The 16,661-nt window shown below is 61.6% G+C and carries 10 protein-coding genes; 7 read left to right on the plus strand and 3 right to left on the minus strand.

Going from position 1 to position 16,661, the window contains the following annotated elements:
* Window positions 1–13 precede the first annotated feature (13 nt).
* The 7 genes from OKW38_RS30205 to OKW38_RS30235 all read left to right on the plus strand — a co-directional run bounded on the left by OKW38_RS30205 (window position 14) and on the right by OKW38_RS30235 (window position 8,396).
* Window positions 14–1,585, plus strand: coding sequence for a galactose oxidase-like domain-containing protein (locus OKW38_RS30205; RefSeq protein WP_429364538.1), 1,572 nt, complete (start codon window positions 14–16; stop codon window positions 1,583–1,585).
* Window positions 1,585–2,028, plus strand: coding sequence for a hypothetical protein (locus OKW38_RS30210; RefSeq protein WP_429364540.1), 444 nt, complete (start codon window positions 1,585–1,587; stop codon window positions 2,026–2,028). The genes OKW38_RS30205 and OKW38_RS30210 overlap by 1 nt, the downstream gene beginning before the upstream one ends.
* A 534-nt stretch (window positions 2,029–2,562) precedes the next feature.
* Complete coding sequence (locus OKW38_RS30215) at window positions 2,563–3,543, plus strand: glycosyltransferase family 2 protein (RefSeq protein ID WP_429364542.1); 981 nt, start codon at window positions 2,563–2,565, stop codon at window positions 3,541–3,543.
* A 211-nt stretch (window positions 3,544–3,754) separates the two neighbouring features.
* On the plus strand, window positions 3,755–5,020 hold the full coding sequence (locus tag OKW38_RS30220) for a flippase (protein ID WP_429364544.1): 1,266 nt from the start codon (window positions 3,755–3,757) through the stop codon (window positions 5,018–5,020).
* Window positions 5,010–6,122, plus strand: coding sequence for a UDP-galactopyranose mutase (gene glf, locus OKW38_RS30225; RefSeq protein WP_429364546.1), 1,113 nt, complete (start codon window positions 5,010–5,012; stop codon window positions 6,120–6,122). The genes OKW38_RS30220 and glf overlap by 11 nt, the downstream gene beginning before the upstream one ends.
* 147 nt (window positions 6,123–6,269) lie before the next feature.
* Window positions 6,270–7,166: a DUF707 domain-containing protein gene (locus OKW38_RS30230; protein ID WP_429364548.1), complete on the plus strand. Its 897-nt coding sequence runs from the start codon at window positions 6,270–6,272 to the stop codon at window positions 7,164–7,166.
* A gap of 94 nt (window positions 7,167–7,260) precedes the next feature.
* Window positions 7,261–8,396, plus strand: a protein-coding gene (locus OKW38_RS30235; RefSeq protein ID WP_429364550.1) for an IS3 family transposase whose coding sequence is annotated in 2 segments (ribosomal slippage) — window positions 7,261–7,525 and window positions 7,525–8,396 — 1,137 coding nt in all. Because the reading frame shifts where the segments join, the coding sequence is not laid out codon by codon here.
* Between the two features lie 156 nt (window positions 8,397–8,552).
* On the opposite strand, the gene OKW38_RS30240 is transcribed toward OKW38_RS30235, so the two are convergent.
* From OKW38_RS30240 to OKW38_RS30250, 3 genes are read right to left on the minus strand one after another with little or no spacing between them, the layout of a single operon-like run.
* Complete coding sequence (locus OKW38_RS30240) at window positions 8,553–10,187, minus strand: efflux transporter outer membrane subunit (protein ID WP_429333305.1); 1,635 nt, start codon at window positions 10,185–10,187, stop codon at window positions 8,553–8,555.
* The gene (locus OKW38_RS30245; RefSeq protein WP_429364552.1) at window positions 10,184–13,498 is read right to left on the minus strand and encodes an efflux RND transporter permease subunit; all 3,315 of its coding nucleotides are present in this window, start codon (window positions 13,496–13,498) and stop codon (window positions 10,184–10,186) included. Before OKW38_RS30245 ends, OKW38_RS30240 begins: the two co-directional genes overlap by 4 nt.
* Window positions 13,495–16,650: an efflux RND transporter permease subunit gene (locus OKW38_RS30250; RefSeq protein ID WP_090807722.1), complete on the minus strand. Its 3,156-nt coding sequence runs from the start codon at window positions 16,648–16,650 to the stop codon at window positions 13,495–13,497. The genes OKW38_RS30245 and OKW38_RS30250 overlap by 4 nt, the downstream gene beginning before the upstream one ends.
* Between the last annotated feature and the right edge of the window lie 11 nt (window positions 16,651–16,661).

Raw genomic sequence — 16,661 nt, forward strand, 5'->3', positions numbered from 1 at the left:
AGGGGGCGTCGCGATGAAACCAGACCGATTTCCGCCAAGCCATTTAAAGTCGTCAGCAACGGGCAAAAAAGCATTGGCCTTGATAGTTCTTGGGGCGATGACGATTGCGACGTGCGAGGTCGCAACAGCGCAGACCGCGCCGCCGTCGCAGTGGTCTGCACCGATTTCCGTACCACTAGTGCCGGTAGCAGCGGCTAATCTACCGAATGGAAAGGTGCTGGTCTGGTCGGCTGATAGTCCGCTGGATTTTACGGGCGGCGAAGTGAATTTGACGAGGCACGAGAACAACCGGGGCACCTATACCGCGATCTTCGATCCGGTGGCGGGAACGAGCACGCAGCTGTTTGTGACCAATATCGGCCACGACATGTTTTGTCCAGGCATCGCCAATCTTCCCAACGGCGATATCTTTGTGACGGGTGGATCGACTAGCGCGAAAGTCAGTGCTTTCAACACCGCCTCGGGACACTGGACAGTACAGAAACCGATGAACATTCCGCGCGCCTATCAAGGCAGCGTGACACTGAGCAACGGTGATGTGTTCGTATTGGGGGGCTCGTGGAACGGTGGGCTAGGAGGCAAGAGCGGAGAAACGTGGAGCAAGTCGGGCTGGCGCGAGGATTCCGCGGTAACTGCCAACCTGGGCGACCCTGACATAACCAACGATGCCGAAGGGATATTTCGTGCGGACAACCATATGTGGTTGTTCGCGGATTCGAACGGCACGGTTTTCCACGCAGGGCCGAGTCGAGCGATGCAGTGGATTAGCACCGCGGGCACCGGCAGCATATCGGCGCCGGTCAATCGAGGGGCTGACAATGACGCGATGACCGGCAACGCGGTCATGTATGACGTCCGCAGAATCCTCGCGGTCGGTGGTGCGCCTAACTACGGAAACGACTACGCGACGTCGAACGCAACATTGATCGATATCAGCAACGGAGGGGCGAGCACGCGCACGGTAGCGCCAATGAATTATCAGCGCGCGTATGCCAACAGCGTTGCCTTACCCGACGGCGAAGTCGTCGTGGTTGGCGGTCAAACCTATGCGCTGCCTTTTTCTGACGACAATGCGGTTCTGACGCCGGAGATCTGGAGCCCCGCGACCGAAAGCTTCACGCCGCTTGCGCCCCAGGCCGTCCCGCGCACTTATCACAGCGTCGCGCTGCTTTTGCCGGACGGACGCGTTTTGAGCGGTGGCGGGGGCTTGTGCGGGGGATGTGCGACCAACCACCCTAACGTCGAAATACTGACGCCGCCGTATCTTCTCAATGCGGACGGTTCGCCAGCATCACGCCCCACGATCTTGTCGGCGCCTTCCAACGCAAGTCTGGGTTCGTCGATCTCAGTGAGCACTGATAGAGCGGTCAGCGCTTTTTCGATGATGCGCCTATCGTCGGCAACGCATTCGCTCAACAACGAGCAGCGACGTGTTCCGTTAAGCTTTGGCGCGAGCAAAAAGCCAGGCCAGTATGAGCTGCAGATTCCGGGCGATTCCGGAGTCGCCGTGCCCGGCTATTACATGTTATTCGCGCTCGACGCGAACGGCGTACCGAGCGTCTCGACCACGATTCGAATCCATTGATGACGCGCGCCTCGAATCGGGCCGCCTTCAAGATATACGTGGTGGCGGCCATATTTCTGGTTGCGGTCGAACCCGCGGCAAATGGCGTCGATTCGTCCCGATCCATCGAACTGGGACGTGAGATCTTTAGCGGGCAGCACGCGCTGGTCGCGCACTTGCGCGACGACAATCGTACGCTGCCTGACAATGCGGTCCGGTGTATCAATTGCCACGGCCACGCGGACAACGCAGCGTCTTTTGCGCCCCCGTTGACAAGCCAGTATCTGCTCAGCGATACCCGCCGACGCGGCGGCCCGCCGAGTCGTTACGATTTGGGCTCGTTCTGCCGGGCCTTGAATGTCGGTGTTGATCCGACCGGAATCGTCCTGAAAAAGGCGATGCCGCAATACACGTTCAGCGATACAGAATGCGCAGCGCTTTGGAGCTTTGTCACCGCCCGGTAGGGCTTCGCCCGCTGGACATGTGAAGTTTTCTCGCATGGCTCATTGAACTGGATGACGCATACACTCGAACAAACGCGCCAGATCTTCAGCGCTTCGGGTCAGTGTTTCAAATGCCCTCGCGCCAAGGACTATATTCAAACTCTGCCTTCCGGCTGATCGCCCGCTACGGGCGTCGACGGATCATTCCGTCGACTACTTGCGTCAGGACAGATCCAAGGGTGTGTGTCATGAGATGTCCCATTCGTGCATGGTTGGTGCGGCGGCCTACGCAGGTGACGGCGGTCTCGCGGTTTAGGCGATGCTGTCGGGTCCAAGGGGGCTCGCGTTCGGGCGTGACGGAGCGCTGTATGTCGCCGATGGTTTCAGGATCCGCAAGATCACCGGACTCCCAGGTCGTCACCGCTGGGATTGCCGGGACAAACGGCGCTACGGCCTTGACGGCAACGATGGTGACGAAGATTGAGGTCAGAGTTGCAGAGCAAAACAACGGGCATCGCTTGGCCCGGAGAAACCGAAGCTTCCAGGAGCCTGTCCATGTCCGCGCCGAGAATCAGCGTTCTGCTGCCCGTCTACGAGGTCGAGGACTATATCGAAGACTGTCTGGATTCCCTGCTGTCACAAACCTGCACTGATTTCGAAATCATCGCCGTCGACGACAGCAGCCCCGATCGCTCAGGTGAAATCGCCGCCCGCCCGCTCGCGCAACAGGATCGCATTCCATGGAAGTTGATCAGGAACACCGACAATAAAGGGCTCGCTGAAACGCGAAAAATCGCCGCATCGGAAGCGCGCGGCGACTATGTGCTCTGCGTCGACAGCGACGACCACGTTCATCGCGATCTGATTCGCACCGTGCTGCGCGAAGCCGACCAGCACGACGCCGATATCGTCATTTTCGCCGCCGAACACGTGAGCCCCGATGGCGCCGTCAACGCTCGCATCGATTCCGGCGACTGCATCATCACCGGCGTGCAAGCCGTGCAGAAAATCATGGGACTGGAACTGCAAGCCTTTTGCTGGAACAAACTCGTGCGCCGTTCCATTTTCGTCGCGGCCGACCATCCGTGCGCTCTCATCTACGAAGACCTTTGCGTGACGGTGCAGACGCTCGCCACCGCGAAAATCGTGCGGCTCATTCCGGACAGCCTTTACTCATACATGTTCCGCGAATCGGCAATTTCCAGGCGCTTCAACCCGCTGGTCGTCGATCTTTTTGTCATCATCGACCGCGTTGAAAAACGCACTGCGTTCCTCCCGATTCCCGACTACAAACGTCTGTTGTTCCGGCTCAGATACATCTTCGGATACCGCACGATCGCGTTTCAGGCCGCTATGACCGCGCCGAGCTACGAGCTCGCGAGCCCGATCCTATATAGCGTTTCGAAGAAGCTGCGTGTGAAGCGCCTGATCGGCATGTATGCGGACGGGCGGCCGAAGCTCTCCGTTGCGGTGACGATGCTCAAGATCCATCCGTGGATCTTCTATTGCTTCGTGAGACGCTTCAATCATCACTGATCCTGCGAAATGCGCCATCTGGCACATAACGCAGAGCGCGTTGGAAGTATCCGTTTAACCCTCTGAAAGGCACGGCGTTTGCGTACCCCAACGGGCCGCGCCTACTGACGACGAAATCTGGTGACCCTGTGCGTATGACATATATGATGGGCTTATGCTTATGCCGCGCTTGTCCTGAACTTTCATCGAAGTATTGAAAACGGGCTAACTCATGGCGAATCCACTCCGACAGAACATCGTTGCGCTGACAATTCTGCAAGCAGCCAACATGCTGCTGCCGCTTGCAACATTTCCCTACCTGTTGCGCGTGCTGCGCCCGGAACACTTTGGCGCATACATCTTCGCACAAGCCATCATTGGCTACCTCGTACTGCTGACCGACTACGGTTTCAACTGGTCATCGACTGCCCACGTCGCACGGGTCCAGAATGACCGGTACGCGGTGTCGAAGATCTTCTGGGCGACGCAAGGCGCCAAGGCGCTGATCGCGGTGGTCTGCCTCGCGATGCTGCTGTTAGTGGCGTTGTTCGTGGCAAGACTGCGCGAATTGCTGCCGGTTCTGCTGGCGACCTATCCGGTCGTGATCGGAACGGTGCTGTTTCCGCAGTGGCTGTTCCAGGGCCTGGAGCAGATGACGCTGACTACCGTTTCTATGCTGAGCGCGCGGCTGCTGCTGTTTCCGCTCACGTTCGTCCTGGTGCACTCGCCGGCCGACACGTGGATCGCCTCGCTGATCAGCTCGATGAGCGTGGTTGCTGCCGGACTCGTCGCCTCGTTCCTGATCGTAAAAGACCGGATGATTGTCGCGATGGTGCCGGGCAAGGCGGAGATCCTGGAGACGCTTCGTGACGGCTGGCACACGTTCATTTCCACCGCAGCGATCAGTTTGTACACCACCACCAATAGCGTGGTGCTCGGATTTATTGCGGGGGATGCCGCTGTTGGCTTCTTTGGCGTCGCCGACAAGATCCGCAACCTCGCCCAGGCGCCGCTCGGACCGGTCGCCAACGCGGTGTACCCGCGCGTGACGGCGCTCTTTTCCGAAGACTCCGCCAAGGCGTTTGCGCTGGTGCGCAAGATGTTTTACCTGGCGGGCTCGTCCATGTTGCTGGCTTCGGTCGCGCTGTGGGGCGGCGCCGAGTTGATCGTTCGTATCGCGATGGGCTCCGGGTACGAACCGGCCGTGATCGTCCTGAAGTGGATGGCGCCGATGCCACTGCTCATCGGGCTAAGCGGTGTATTCGGCGTTCAGCTGATGCTGCCGCTCGGCATGAAGAAGAAGGTCAGCGAGATCCTGATCGTCGCCGGCCTGTTCAATCTTGCCATCCTCGTGCCGCTTGTATGGTTTTACGGCGCTCAGGGCGCGGCAATGTCAGCGCTGGCCACCGAGTTTCTCGTCACGGCCTCGATGGCGCTTTACCTGATCAAATGCAAGGTTCCGGCTTTCCAAACGAGGGTGCGCACAGATGAAATATGACTTCCTTATCGTAGGCGCCGGCTTTGCGGGCGCGGTCTGTGCCGAACGCCTCGCGGCAAGCGGAAAACGCGTGCTCGTCGTCGACAAACGGAATCATATAGGCGGCAACGCCTACGACCGGCACGATGAGAACGGCGTGCTGATCCATCCGTACGGTCCGCATATCTTTCATACCAACAGCAAGCGGATATTCGAATACCTGTCGGCTTTTACCGATTGGCGCTTCTACGAGCATCGCGTGAAAGCCTATGTAGACGGGGGCCTCTATCCAATACCGATTAATCGCACGACGATCAACAGGTTATATGGCCTCGACCTGAACGAGCAGGCCACCGTGGCGTTTCTCGAGTCGGTACGTGAAGCGCGAGGAACCGTCTCCACCAGCGAAGACGCGGTGCTCAGCAGCGTTGGCCGCGATCTGTGCGAGAAGTTTTTCCGTGGCTACACGCGCAAGCAATGGGGACTCGATCTGTCTGAACTGTCTGCGGGTGTCGCTGCGCGAATCCCAACCCGTTCGAACGACGACGACCGGTACTTCACCGATACTTTTCAATTCATGCCGGCGCAAGGCTACACCGCGATGTTCGAAAAGATGCTTGGCAGTCCAGATATCGACGTACGACTGTCGACCGACTATAACGAGGTGAAAGCGAGTATCGAATGCGGCCACCTTGTGTACACAGGACGGATCGACGCGTATTTCGGCTATCGCTTCGGCAAGCTTCCGTACCGCAGCCTGGATTTTCAGCACCAGCATCTGAGCGACGTGGAGCGCTTTCAGACGACAGGTACCGTCAACTATCCGAACGATCACGAATACACGAGGATTACGGAGTTCAAGCACCTCACCGGGCAGCAGCATCCGGGCACCTCGATCGTCAGGGAGTATCCGCGAGCCGAAGGTGAGCCGTACTACCCGATTCCACGCAAGGAAAACGAGGCATTGTTCCTGCGCTACAACGCGCTTGCGGAGACAGTTGCCGATATTACTTTTGTGGGCAGGCTCGCGCAGTATCGCTACTACAACATGGACCAGGTCGTTGGTGCGGCGCTCAAGACTGCAGAAGGACTCATCCAGGGAGCGGGAATAAGGGAGTTCTAGCTGGCACCTGCCTTCGCCTGCGCATCGGGCGCGCCGTAGTAGCTGTTTCATGGTTTCGCGCGATCGGCGTCGGTCAAATGCAATTCTTCGCGGTGACTGTCTTTCCGTGTCCCGTAATCTGCTCTCAACGCATAGGGAGATTGAGAGATGAAAAAGTACCTGGTCGTTCTGAGGTGTGGAGACAGTTCCTTGCATCCGCAATGGTTCAGCGGCGGACAGGCCCCCAACTTTGATTTGATGCTGAGTTACTACGGGAAGAACGAAGATTATGCAGACATCTTTGCCAAAGCCATACATCGATTCAAAGGATCAAAATGGGAAGGTCTTAACGACTTCATGTTGCAAAATGCCCAATTGATTCTGCAATATCGTTACATCTGGCTCCCGGACGACGACATCCTGACGGATGTTCAAACCCTGAACGACTTCTTCGAGTATGTAGAACGAGAGAATTTCGCACTCGCGCAACCGTCTCTCGACGAGAGAAGCTATTTCGGTCACCAAACGACGTTGCAAAACAGCGCGTTTGAATTTCGCGAAACAAATTTCGTGGAGGTGATGATGCCATGTTTCTCGTCGAATGCTTTGCATGCGATAAAACACAGCTTTGGGATGAACCAATCAGGCTGGGGCGTCGATTTCTTGTGGCCCAAGTGGGTCGCTTCTTTTGGAAAGGTTGGCATTATTGATCGTTTTTCCGTGTTCCATACACGCCCGGTCGGTTCGGCTGGGAGCGGCATGGGAGACGATTCAACTACGAGTCCATTGTTTGAATTGAATCAGACGCTCGCGCAATACGGGATGCTGGGCGCTCCGATAAAGGTCATTCGTGGCAAAACAAGCGATGTAGGCAAATCATATGCGAGCGGTCGACTGGGCAATCCAATGTTGTTCATTCATGCGGTAAAGGGCAGCAATCCGGTGCGACGGAAAGATATCGTCAGTTTTATGAGGCTACTGAAAGAGTATCTCCCGTGGCTTCATCATATCAAGCGCACAACGTGGCCAATACATCCGGCTCCGGAAAGGCGCTCAAGCCGTTGAGAATGATAGAGGTGGGCGCGCAAATTCGGACAGTCGGATAAGTGGAACGCTCGGGGCCTGAGCCGGCGATAATGCCGACAAAGGAACCAGGAAGATGACGAAGAGAACCCGACGGACGCACTCAGCCGCGTTCAAAGCGAAAGTGGCGATGGCGGCGGTCAAGGGCGAGCGGACGCTAGCCGAACTGGCGCAGCAGTTCGATGTGCACCCGAACCAGATCACCGAATGGAAGCGGCAGTTGCAGGAACGTGCCGCCGACGTGTTTGGCGCAGGCGGCACGGCGTCGAGCGAGCCGCAAGTCGATTTGAAGGAGCTACATGCGAAGATCGGCCAGCTCACGCTGGAGAACGATTTTTTAAGCGGCGCGCTCAACAAAGCGGGATTGCTGAGCGCAAAGCGATGATCGATCGTACGCACGCATTGCCGGTCTCGCAGCAGGCGCGACTCGTTGGTATCGCAAGATCGAGCGTGTATTACCGGGCGCAACCGGTGAGCGAGGCAGACCAGTTGCTGATGCGCCGGATCGATGAACTGCACATGGAGTTTCCGTTTGCCGGAGCGCGGATGCTGGCGCGACTGCTGCGTCGCGAGGCACACGAGATTGGCCGCAGGCGCGTGCGCACGCTGATGAAGCGCATGGGTATCGAGGCGCTGTACTGCAAGCCGAACACGAGCCGACGCAATGCTCAGCACAAGATCTGGCCGTATCTGCTGCGGGGCATGACGATCAATCGGGCAAACCAGGTCTGGGCACTGGATACGAGTTATATCCCGATGGCGCGCGGCTTCGTGTATCTGACCGCCGTGGTGGACTGGGCCAGCAGGAAGGTACTGGCCCACCGCGTAGCGATCACGATGGAGGCGATGCACGCTGTCGAGGCGTTGGAAGAAGCGTTCGCGAAGTACGGGCAACCTGAGATCGTCAATACCGACCAGGGCAGCCAGTTCACCGCGATAGCGTTCACCGAGGCCGTGCTCAGCCGGGGCATCCGCTTGTCGATGGACGGCAAAGGTGCCTGGCGAGACAACGTGTTCGTCGAGCGCGTGTGGCGAAGCGTGAAATATGAAGAGGTGTATCTGAAAGCCTATGAATCGGTCGGCCACGCCCGGCGCTCAATCGGCGATTACATCAATCTGTACAACCAGAGACGGCCTCATTCGAGTCTGGAAGACCGCACGCCGGATGAGGCATACTTCGCAACACTGCCTGCGATCAAATTGGCAGCATGACTGCCCCGGACGTTCCACTTAAAAATATCGAGAACCTGTCCGAACAAGCGAGGCCACCTCTCGCGGCGGTGGTGAGAGGTGTGGCGCGTCGTCTTCGGGTGTCGATACCGGGTCGCTGACGTCTTGCCCGTGGATGCCTTTGGCCAATGCTCGTCCTTAGTCGTTTTGATCGTGCCGCACTTGCCGCGCGCCCGGCACGATAGCCGCAGACGTCGCCGATGACGTCGCCGATGAAGCAGACGCAGCCGAAGGCGAGGAAGCCGAAGAAGGTGCCGAGGCAGCCGAAGAAGCCGCCGCCGGATGCCGCGGATCATGCAGCTCATCGGTCGACCACCCGCCGCCCAGATCGCCAAACAACGACGCCGCGTGCAGCAAGCGCGATTCCTGCACGTTCAGCGCGGTCTGCCGCGTCGTCAATTGCGTCGCTTGCGCAATCGCGACCGTCGTGTAATCGACGGTGCCCGCCTGGTATTCGTTGAACGCGATCTCCGCGCCACGGTCCGCGTCGCGCACCGCCGTTTCGAGCACGAGCGCCTGCTCGGCGAGAATGCGCAGGCCGGACAGATCGTCCTCGACGTTCTGGAACGCGCCCAGCACCGTGCCGCGATAGTTGGCAACGGCCGCGTCGTAGGCCGCCTTCGCCGCGTCGACATCCGCGCTGCGCAGGCCGCCGTCGAACAGCGTCTCGGTCGCGCTGCCGCCGAGCGACCACACGTAGTTCGCGGCCTTCAGCAGACCGGACAGCGGCGACTGCGTGAATCCGGCCACGGCCGACAGCGAGATGTCCGGGTAATACGCGGCCACCTCGACGCCGATCGCCGCATTCTGCGCGGCCATCTTGCGCTCGGCGGCGGCGATGTCGGGGCGACGTTCGAGCAGCGTCGACGGCACGCCGACCGGCGCCGACGGCAGCGCCGGCATCGCGGTGCTATGCGTGATCGACAGCTCTTCCGGGTTCTTGCCGACCAGCACCGCGATCGCATGCGCGTTCTGCGCGCGCGCGACGCCGAGCGCGATCAGATCGGACTTCGCGGTATTCAACTGGCTGCGCGCGGTGATCACGTCGCTCGGCGCAATCGTGCCCGCGCGATCCTGCTCGGTGACGACGTCGAGATAGTGCTGATACGCGACGACCGTTTGCTGCAGGAGGTCGATGTTCGCGTCGCTGGTGCGCAGCTCGATGATCGCGGTCGCGAGCGCGACCTGCTCGGAGAGCGTCGCATTCGCGAGCGTCGCTTCGCTCGACTGCGCGCTCGCGGCGTTTTCCTCGACGGTGCGGCGCACCTGGCCCCACAGATCCGGCGCCCAGCTCACGTTGCCTTCCAGCGAACCCGAATTGACGATGCGCGTCGCCGTACCGTTGACGAAGCTTCCCGAGGCACTGACCGAACCGCTGCTCGCGCGTTCGCGCGTCGCCGAACCGGTAGCGCCGATGGTCGGAAACAGGGCCGCGTGCGCGGCGCGCACTTCGGCGAGCGCTTGCTGGTAGTTCGCGTAGTCCACGCGCACGGTCTGGTTCGACACCGCGACGAGCGGTTCGAGTTCGTCGATCAACGGATCGTTGAACGCGCTCCACCATGTGCCCTTCGGGCCGGTCGCGTTCGGCTCGGCCTGGGTCCAGCCCGGCAGTTCCGAGTACGTGGCGGGCACGCTGACCTGCGGCCGGTGATAGTCCGGGCCGACCATGCAGCCGGCGTTGAACAGCGCCAGCAGCGCGACGGCGAGCGTCGCGATGCTCGGCAACCCGGCGCGAGATCCTGTCATTCGTTCAGTCGAAATCTTCATCGTCATGCCTTCGTATCCGCTTGTCCCGGCTTCGCGTCGCGGTTCCAGCGCAGCCCCGCGGACCATCTGACCAGCCGTGCACGCAGACGGTCGAGATACAGATAAATCACCGGCGTCGTATAGAGCGTAAACATCTGGCTCAGGATCAGCCCGCCCATCACCGTGATACCGAGCGGCTGACGCAGCGAGCCGCCCTGGCCCATGCCGACCGCGAGCGGCACCGCGCCGAGCACGGCCGCGAATGTCGTCATCATGATCGGCCGCAGCCGGATCAGCGCGGCCGCGTGGATTGCGTCGCGCGCGGGCATCTGTTGCTGGCGCTGCAACTGGATCGCGACGTCGACCATCATGATGCCGTTCTTCTTGACGATACCGATCAGCAGGATGATGCCGATCATCGCGATCACCGAAAACGGCGTGCCGAAGATCAGCAGCGCGAGCGTCGCGCCGATGCCCGCGGATGGCAGCGTCGACAGAATCGTCAGCGGGTGGATCGAGCTCTCGTACAGCACGCCGAGCACGATGTAGACGACGCCGAGCGCCGCGAGAATCAGCAGCGGCACCACGCCCATCGACTGCGAATAGGCCGCCGCCGCGCCCGCGAACGAGCCGTGGATGCTCGCGGGCATGCCGATCTCGCGGATCGTTTCGTTGATCGCCGCGCCCGCCTGGCTCAGCGACCCGCCGGCCGGCAGGTTGAACGAGATCGTCGCGGCGACGAGCCCGCTCTGGTGGTTCACCTGCGTCGACGTATGGCTGTTCCTATACGAGGTCAGCACCGACAGCGGCACCATCGTTTCGGCAGCCGTGCTGTCCGCGCTACCGGTCGAACTGCCGCCCTTGCTGTTGGCGATGCTGTTGTTGGTCGCGTTCGACTGCGCGTCCGAGTTGCGCGAGTTCGTGTTCGACGACGTGCCGGTCGTGGTCGCGGTAGTCGTTGCCGATACCGTGCCGTGCGGCATCTGTGTCGCGCCCGTGCCGGTCGGATTGCCGGCGGACGTGCTCAGATAGATCCGGTTCAGCGTCTCTGGATACTGCCAGTACTCAGGCGCGACCTCCATCACGACGAAGTACTGGTTCAGCGGGTTGTAGATCGTCGACACGGTGCGCTGGCCGAACGCGTCGTACAGCACGTTGTCGATCTGATTCGGCGCAAAACCGTAGCGCGCGGCGGTCGCGCGATTGATCGTCAGGTAGCTCTGCAGGCCGTTCTGCTGCAAGTCGGAGTTCACGTCGAGCAGCCGCCCGCGCTGCTTCGACAACGCGGCGACGAGCTTCGGCGTCCACGCAAACAGCGCGGCGGAATCGTCGCTCGTCAGCGTGTACTGGTACTCGGCCGCCGATTGCCGCCCGCCGATGCGCAAATCCTGCTGCGCCTGCAGAAAGAGCCGCGCGCCCGACACTTCGTCGAGCTTCGGCCGCAGCCGGTTGACGACCTGGGTGGCCGTTGCGTGCCGCTGCGACAGCGGCTTCAGCTCGATGAACACATTGGCGGTATTGAGCGCGCGCCCGCCGGTAAAGCCCGCGACGGACTGCACCGCCGGATCCCTTTGCACGATCGACTGCAACTGCGCGAGCTTCTTCTGCATCGCCGTGAACGAAATGCTCTGGTCGGCGATGATCTGCCCGATCACGATGCCGGTGTCCTGCTCGGGGAAGAAGGTGGCCGGCACCAGCTTCAGCATGAACACGTTGCCGACCAGCAGCGCGAACAGCAGCAGGATCACCAGCAGCGAATGATCGAGCACGGCCATCAGCGTGCGTGCGTAGACGTGCTTGAAGCGATCGAACTGCCGCTCGATCCACCGCGCCCAACGCGCTTTCGAATGACCTGCGTTGTCGCGGCTCAGCACGTACGCGCACATCGCGGGCGTGACCGTCAACGAGATCACCAGCGAAATCAGGATCGCGATCGACAGCGTGATCGCGAACTCATGGAACATCAGTCCGACGATGCCCGGAAACAGGATGATCGGCAGAAACACCGCGATCAGCGACAGGCTCATCGAGATCACCGTGAAGCCGACTTCGCCCGCACCCTTCAGCGCGGCCTCTTTCGGACTCAACCCCTGCTCGATGTATCGCACGACGTTTTCGAGCACGACGACCGCGTCGTCGACGACGAAGCCGGTGCCGATGGTCAGCGCCATCAGCGACAGATTGTCGATGCTATAGCCGAGCAGATACATCGGCCCAAAGGTACCGACGATCGACAGCGGCAACGCGACCGCCGGCACCAGCGTCGCGCGCGGCGACTGCAGGAAGATGAACACGACGCCGACCACCAGCAGCACCGCGATGAACAGCGTGCGCTCGGTATCGCTGACCGACGAGGTGACCGACTGCGAACGATCGATCGCGACATCGACGTGCACGTTGCTCGGCAACGTCGCTTCGATCGCGGGCAGCACGTTGCGTATCTGCTGCACGGTGCTGACCACGTTGCTGCCCGGCATCGGATAGACGATCACGAGAATCGCCGACTTGCCGTTGAAGAGCCCCGCGTTGCGGATGTTTTCGTTCGAGTCGCGCACCTGGGCGACGTCGCGCAACTGCACCGGCGCGCCGTCGCGATACGCGACCACCAGATCGCGATACGGCGCCGCGTGCGTGATCTGATCGTTCGAGGTGACCACGTAGCGCTGATCGCCGACGTCGATATGCCCCTTCGCGCTGTCGGCATTGGCCGCACTGATCGCCGCGCGCACGTCTTCCATGCCGATCCCGTAGCTATTGAGCTTGCCCGGCTGCAACTCGACGCGCACGCTCGGCAACGCGCCGCCGCCGAGCGTGATCTGGCCGACGCCCTGCACCTGCGACAACTGCTGCTGGATCACTGAATCGGCGGAGTCGTAGAGCTGCGCTTTGGTCAGCGTGTCCGAGGTCAGCGACAGCACCATGATCGGCGCCTCGGCCGGGTTGTACTGGCGGTAGCTCGGATTGCTGCGCAGCGTGGTGGGCAGATCGGCGCGCGCGGCCTGGATCGCCGCCTCGACGTCGCGAGCGGCGCCGTTGATGTCGCGCTTCAGGCCGAACTCGACGATGATCAACGACGAGCCGACATAGCTGATCGAGGTCAGCTCCGCGACGTCGGCGATGGTTGCGAGCCGCCGCTCGAGCGGCTCGGCCACCGTCGACGCCATGATATTCGGGCTCGCGCCGGCCATGTTGGCCTGCACGACGATCACCGGAAACGCGATGTTCGGCAGCGGCGCGACCGGCATGCGGAAATACGCGAGCGTGCCGGAGATCAGGATCGCGATCGCGAGCAGCGTCGTCGCGACCGGCCGCCGGATGAAGATCGCCGGGATGTTCACCGCGTGCCCTCCGCGCCGCCTTCCGGCGGACGCCCACCCGGCTCGTCGCCGCCGTTGCGCTTAGCGCGCTCGGCGCGCCAGCGGTTCACACGCGTGGCCATACGGTCGAAGAACAGATAGATCACCGGCGTCGTGAACAGCGTCAGCACCTGGCTCAGCGTCAGGCCGCCGATGATCGCGAGACCGAGCGGCCGGCGCAGTTCCGAACCGGTGCCGGTGCCGAGCAGCATCGGCAGTGCGCCGAGCATCGCGGCGAACGTCGTCATCAGGATCGGCCGGAAACGCAGCAGCGACGCCTCGAAGATCGCATCGCGCGGCGCCTTGCCATGATTGCGTTCGGCATCGAGCGCGAAGTCGACCATCATGATCGCGTTCTTCTTGACGATGCCGATCAAGAGCACGATGCCGATGATGCCGATCACGTCGAGATCCATACCCGCGAGCATCAGCGAGAGCAGCGCGCCGATACCGGCCGACGGCAGCGTCGACAGGATCGTGACCGGATGGATGAAGCTCTCGTACAGCACGCCGAGCACGATATACACGGCAACGAGCGCCGCGATCAGCAGATAGACCTCGCTGGAGAGCGAATCCTCGAACGCCGCGGTCGCGCCTTGCAGCGACGAGGTGATCGACGGCGGCAGGTCGATCGACTGCTCGGCCTGGTGAATCTCCTTGACCGCGGTGCTCAACGATGCGCCCTTCGCGAGATTGAACGACACCGTCACCGACGGAAACTGCGCGAGATGGCTGATCACGAGCGGCGCCTTCGCGATCTGGATCTTCGCGATGCCGGAAAGCGGCACCTGACCCGTGCTGCTGGTCTGGCTCGGCAGATACAGATTGCCGATCGACTGCACGGTCGGCATCGTTTCCGGCTTCGCGACCAGAATCACGCGGTACTGGGCCGACTGCTCGAAGATCGTCGACACGATGCGCTGGCCGAGCGCGTCGTACAACGCGTTGTCGATCGTCGCGGGCGTGATGCCGAAGCGCGCGGCCAGTTGCCGGTTCACTTCGACGTTCACGCTGAGGCCGTCGCTATTGAGATCGCTCTGCACGTCCGACAGCGACGGAATCTGCTTCAGGCGCGCGACGAGTTCCGGCACGTACTTCTGGAACGCCTGCTGGCTCGGTCCGCGCAACACGAAGCTGTACTGGTTCGGCGACACGGTCGTGTCGAGCGTCAGGTCCTGCGCGGGCTGCATGAACAGCTTCACGCCGGGCACGTGCGCGACTTCCTGCGCGAGCCGGCGCGCGATTTCCTGGGCGGTGTCCGAGCGCTGGTCGCGCTCGCGCAGATTGATCAGGAAGCGACCGTTGTTCAGCGTCGCATTGGTGCCGTCGATGCCCACGTACGACGTCAGGGAGACCACGTCCGGGTCTTTCAGGACCGCCTCGGCGAGCGCGCTCTGGCGCTGCACCATCGCCGCGTACGACACCGAGTTGTCGGCGACGCTGATGCCCTGGATCACGCCGACGTCCTGCACCGGAAACAGTCCCTTCGGAATCACCACATACAGGATGCCGGTCAGCACCACGGTGGCGATCGCGACCATCAGCGTCAGCGTCTGATGATCGAGCACCCAGCGCAGGCCGCGCTCGTAGGCGGCGAGCGTCTTGTCGAACAGGCCCTCGCTGATGCGCTCGAAGCGGCTCGGATGGCGCTCGGCCTGCGCGCGCAGCATCCGCGCGCACAGCATCGGCACCACCGTCAGCGACACGACCGCCGAAATCACGATCGTGACCGCGAGCGTCACCGCGAACTCGCTGAACAGCCGCCCGATCACGCCGCCCATGAACAACAGCGGAATCAGCACCGCGATCAGCGAAATAGTCAGCGACAGGATCGTGAAGCCGATCTGCCCCGCGCCTTCGAGGGCGGCTTCGAGCGGCGACATGCCCTCTTCCAGATAGCGCACGATGTTCTCGATCATCACGATCGAGTCGTCGACCACGAAGCCGGTCGCGATGATCAACGCCATCAGCGACAGGTTGTCGATCGAGTAGTTGAGCTGGTACATCACCGCGAGCGTGCCGATCAGCGAGACCGGCACCGAGATGCTCGGAATCAGCGTGGCGGGCACGTTGCGCAGGAACACGAAGATCACCGCGACGACCAGCACGATCGCGAGAATCAGTTCGAACGCGGCGTCCGCGACCGACGCGCGGATCACGCCGGTGCTGTCCGACACCACGGTCACTTTCATGCCGGCCGGCAGCGTCGATTCGAGCTGCGGCAGCTCCTTCATGATCTGGTTGACCGTCTGGATCACGTTCGCGCCCGGCTGGCGCTGCACGTTCAGCACGATCGCGGGCGAGCCGTTGTACCAGGCGCCGCGCTCGACGTCCTGGGCGGCCTGGCTTACGCGCGCGACGTCTCGCATGAATACGGGCGAGCCGTTCTGGTAGGCGATTACGGTGTCGAGGTAGTCCTTCGGATCGGTGATCTGATCATTGCCGTTGATCGTGTAGTCGAGATCGGGGCCGTCGAAATTGCCCTTCGGCTGGCTCACGTTCACATAGCTCAGCAGCGTGCGCAAATCGTCGATGTTCAGACCGTAGGCGGCGAGCTTGTGCGGGTCGGCTTCGACGCGGATCGCGGGCACGTTGCCGCCGCTCGTCGTCACGACGCCGACGCCCGCCACTTCCGAGATCTTCGTGCCGAGGCGGTTGTTCGCAACGTCCTCCAGTTGCGTCAGCGACATCGACTTCGAGGTGACCGCGAGCGTCAGAATGGGCTGGTCGGCGGGATTGACCTTTGCGTAGGTCGGCGGCGCCGGCAAGCCAGACGGCAGATAGCTGTTCGCCGCGTTGATCGCCTGCTGCACGTTCTGCTCGGCGATGTCGAGGTTCAGCGACAGATCGAACTGCAGCGTGATCACCGACGCCCCGTCCGAACTGTACGAGGTCATCTGCTGCAGGCCCGGAATCTCGCCGAGCTGCACCTCGAGCGGCGCGGTCACAGTGGTCGCCATCACCGTCGGGCTCGCGCCCGGATAAAAGGTCTGCACCTGAATCGTCGGATAGTCGACGTTCGGCAGCGACGACACCGGCAGCACGCGCATCGCGATCAGACCGACGAGCACGAGCGCGATCATCAGCAGCAGCGTCGCGACCGGGCGAAGAATGAACAGGCGGGAAATGTTCATCGGCGCGGGGG

The sequence above is a fragment of the Paraburkholderia sp. MM5496-R1 genome (genome assembly GCF_050436205.1).
In the GTDB taxonomy this organism is placed as follows: domain Bacteria; phylum Pseudomonadota; class Gammaproteobacteria; order Burkholderiales; family Burkholderiaceae; genus Paraburkholderia; species Paraburkholderia tuberum.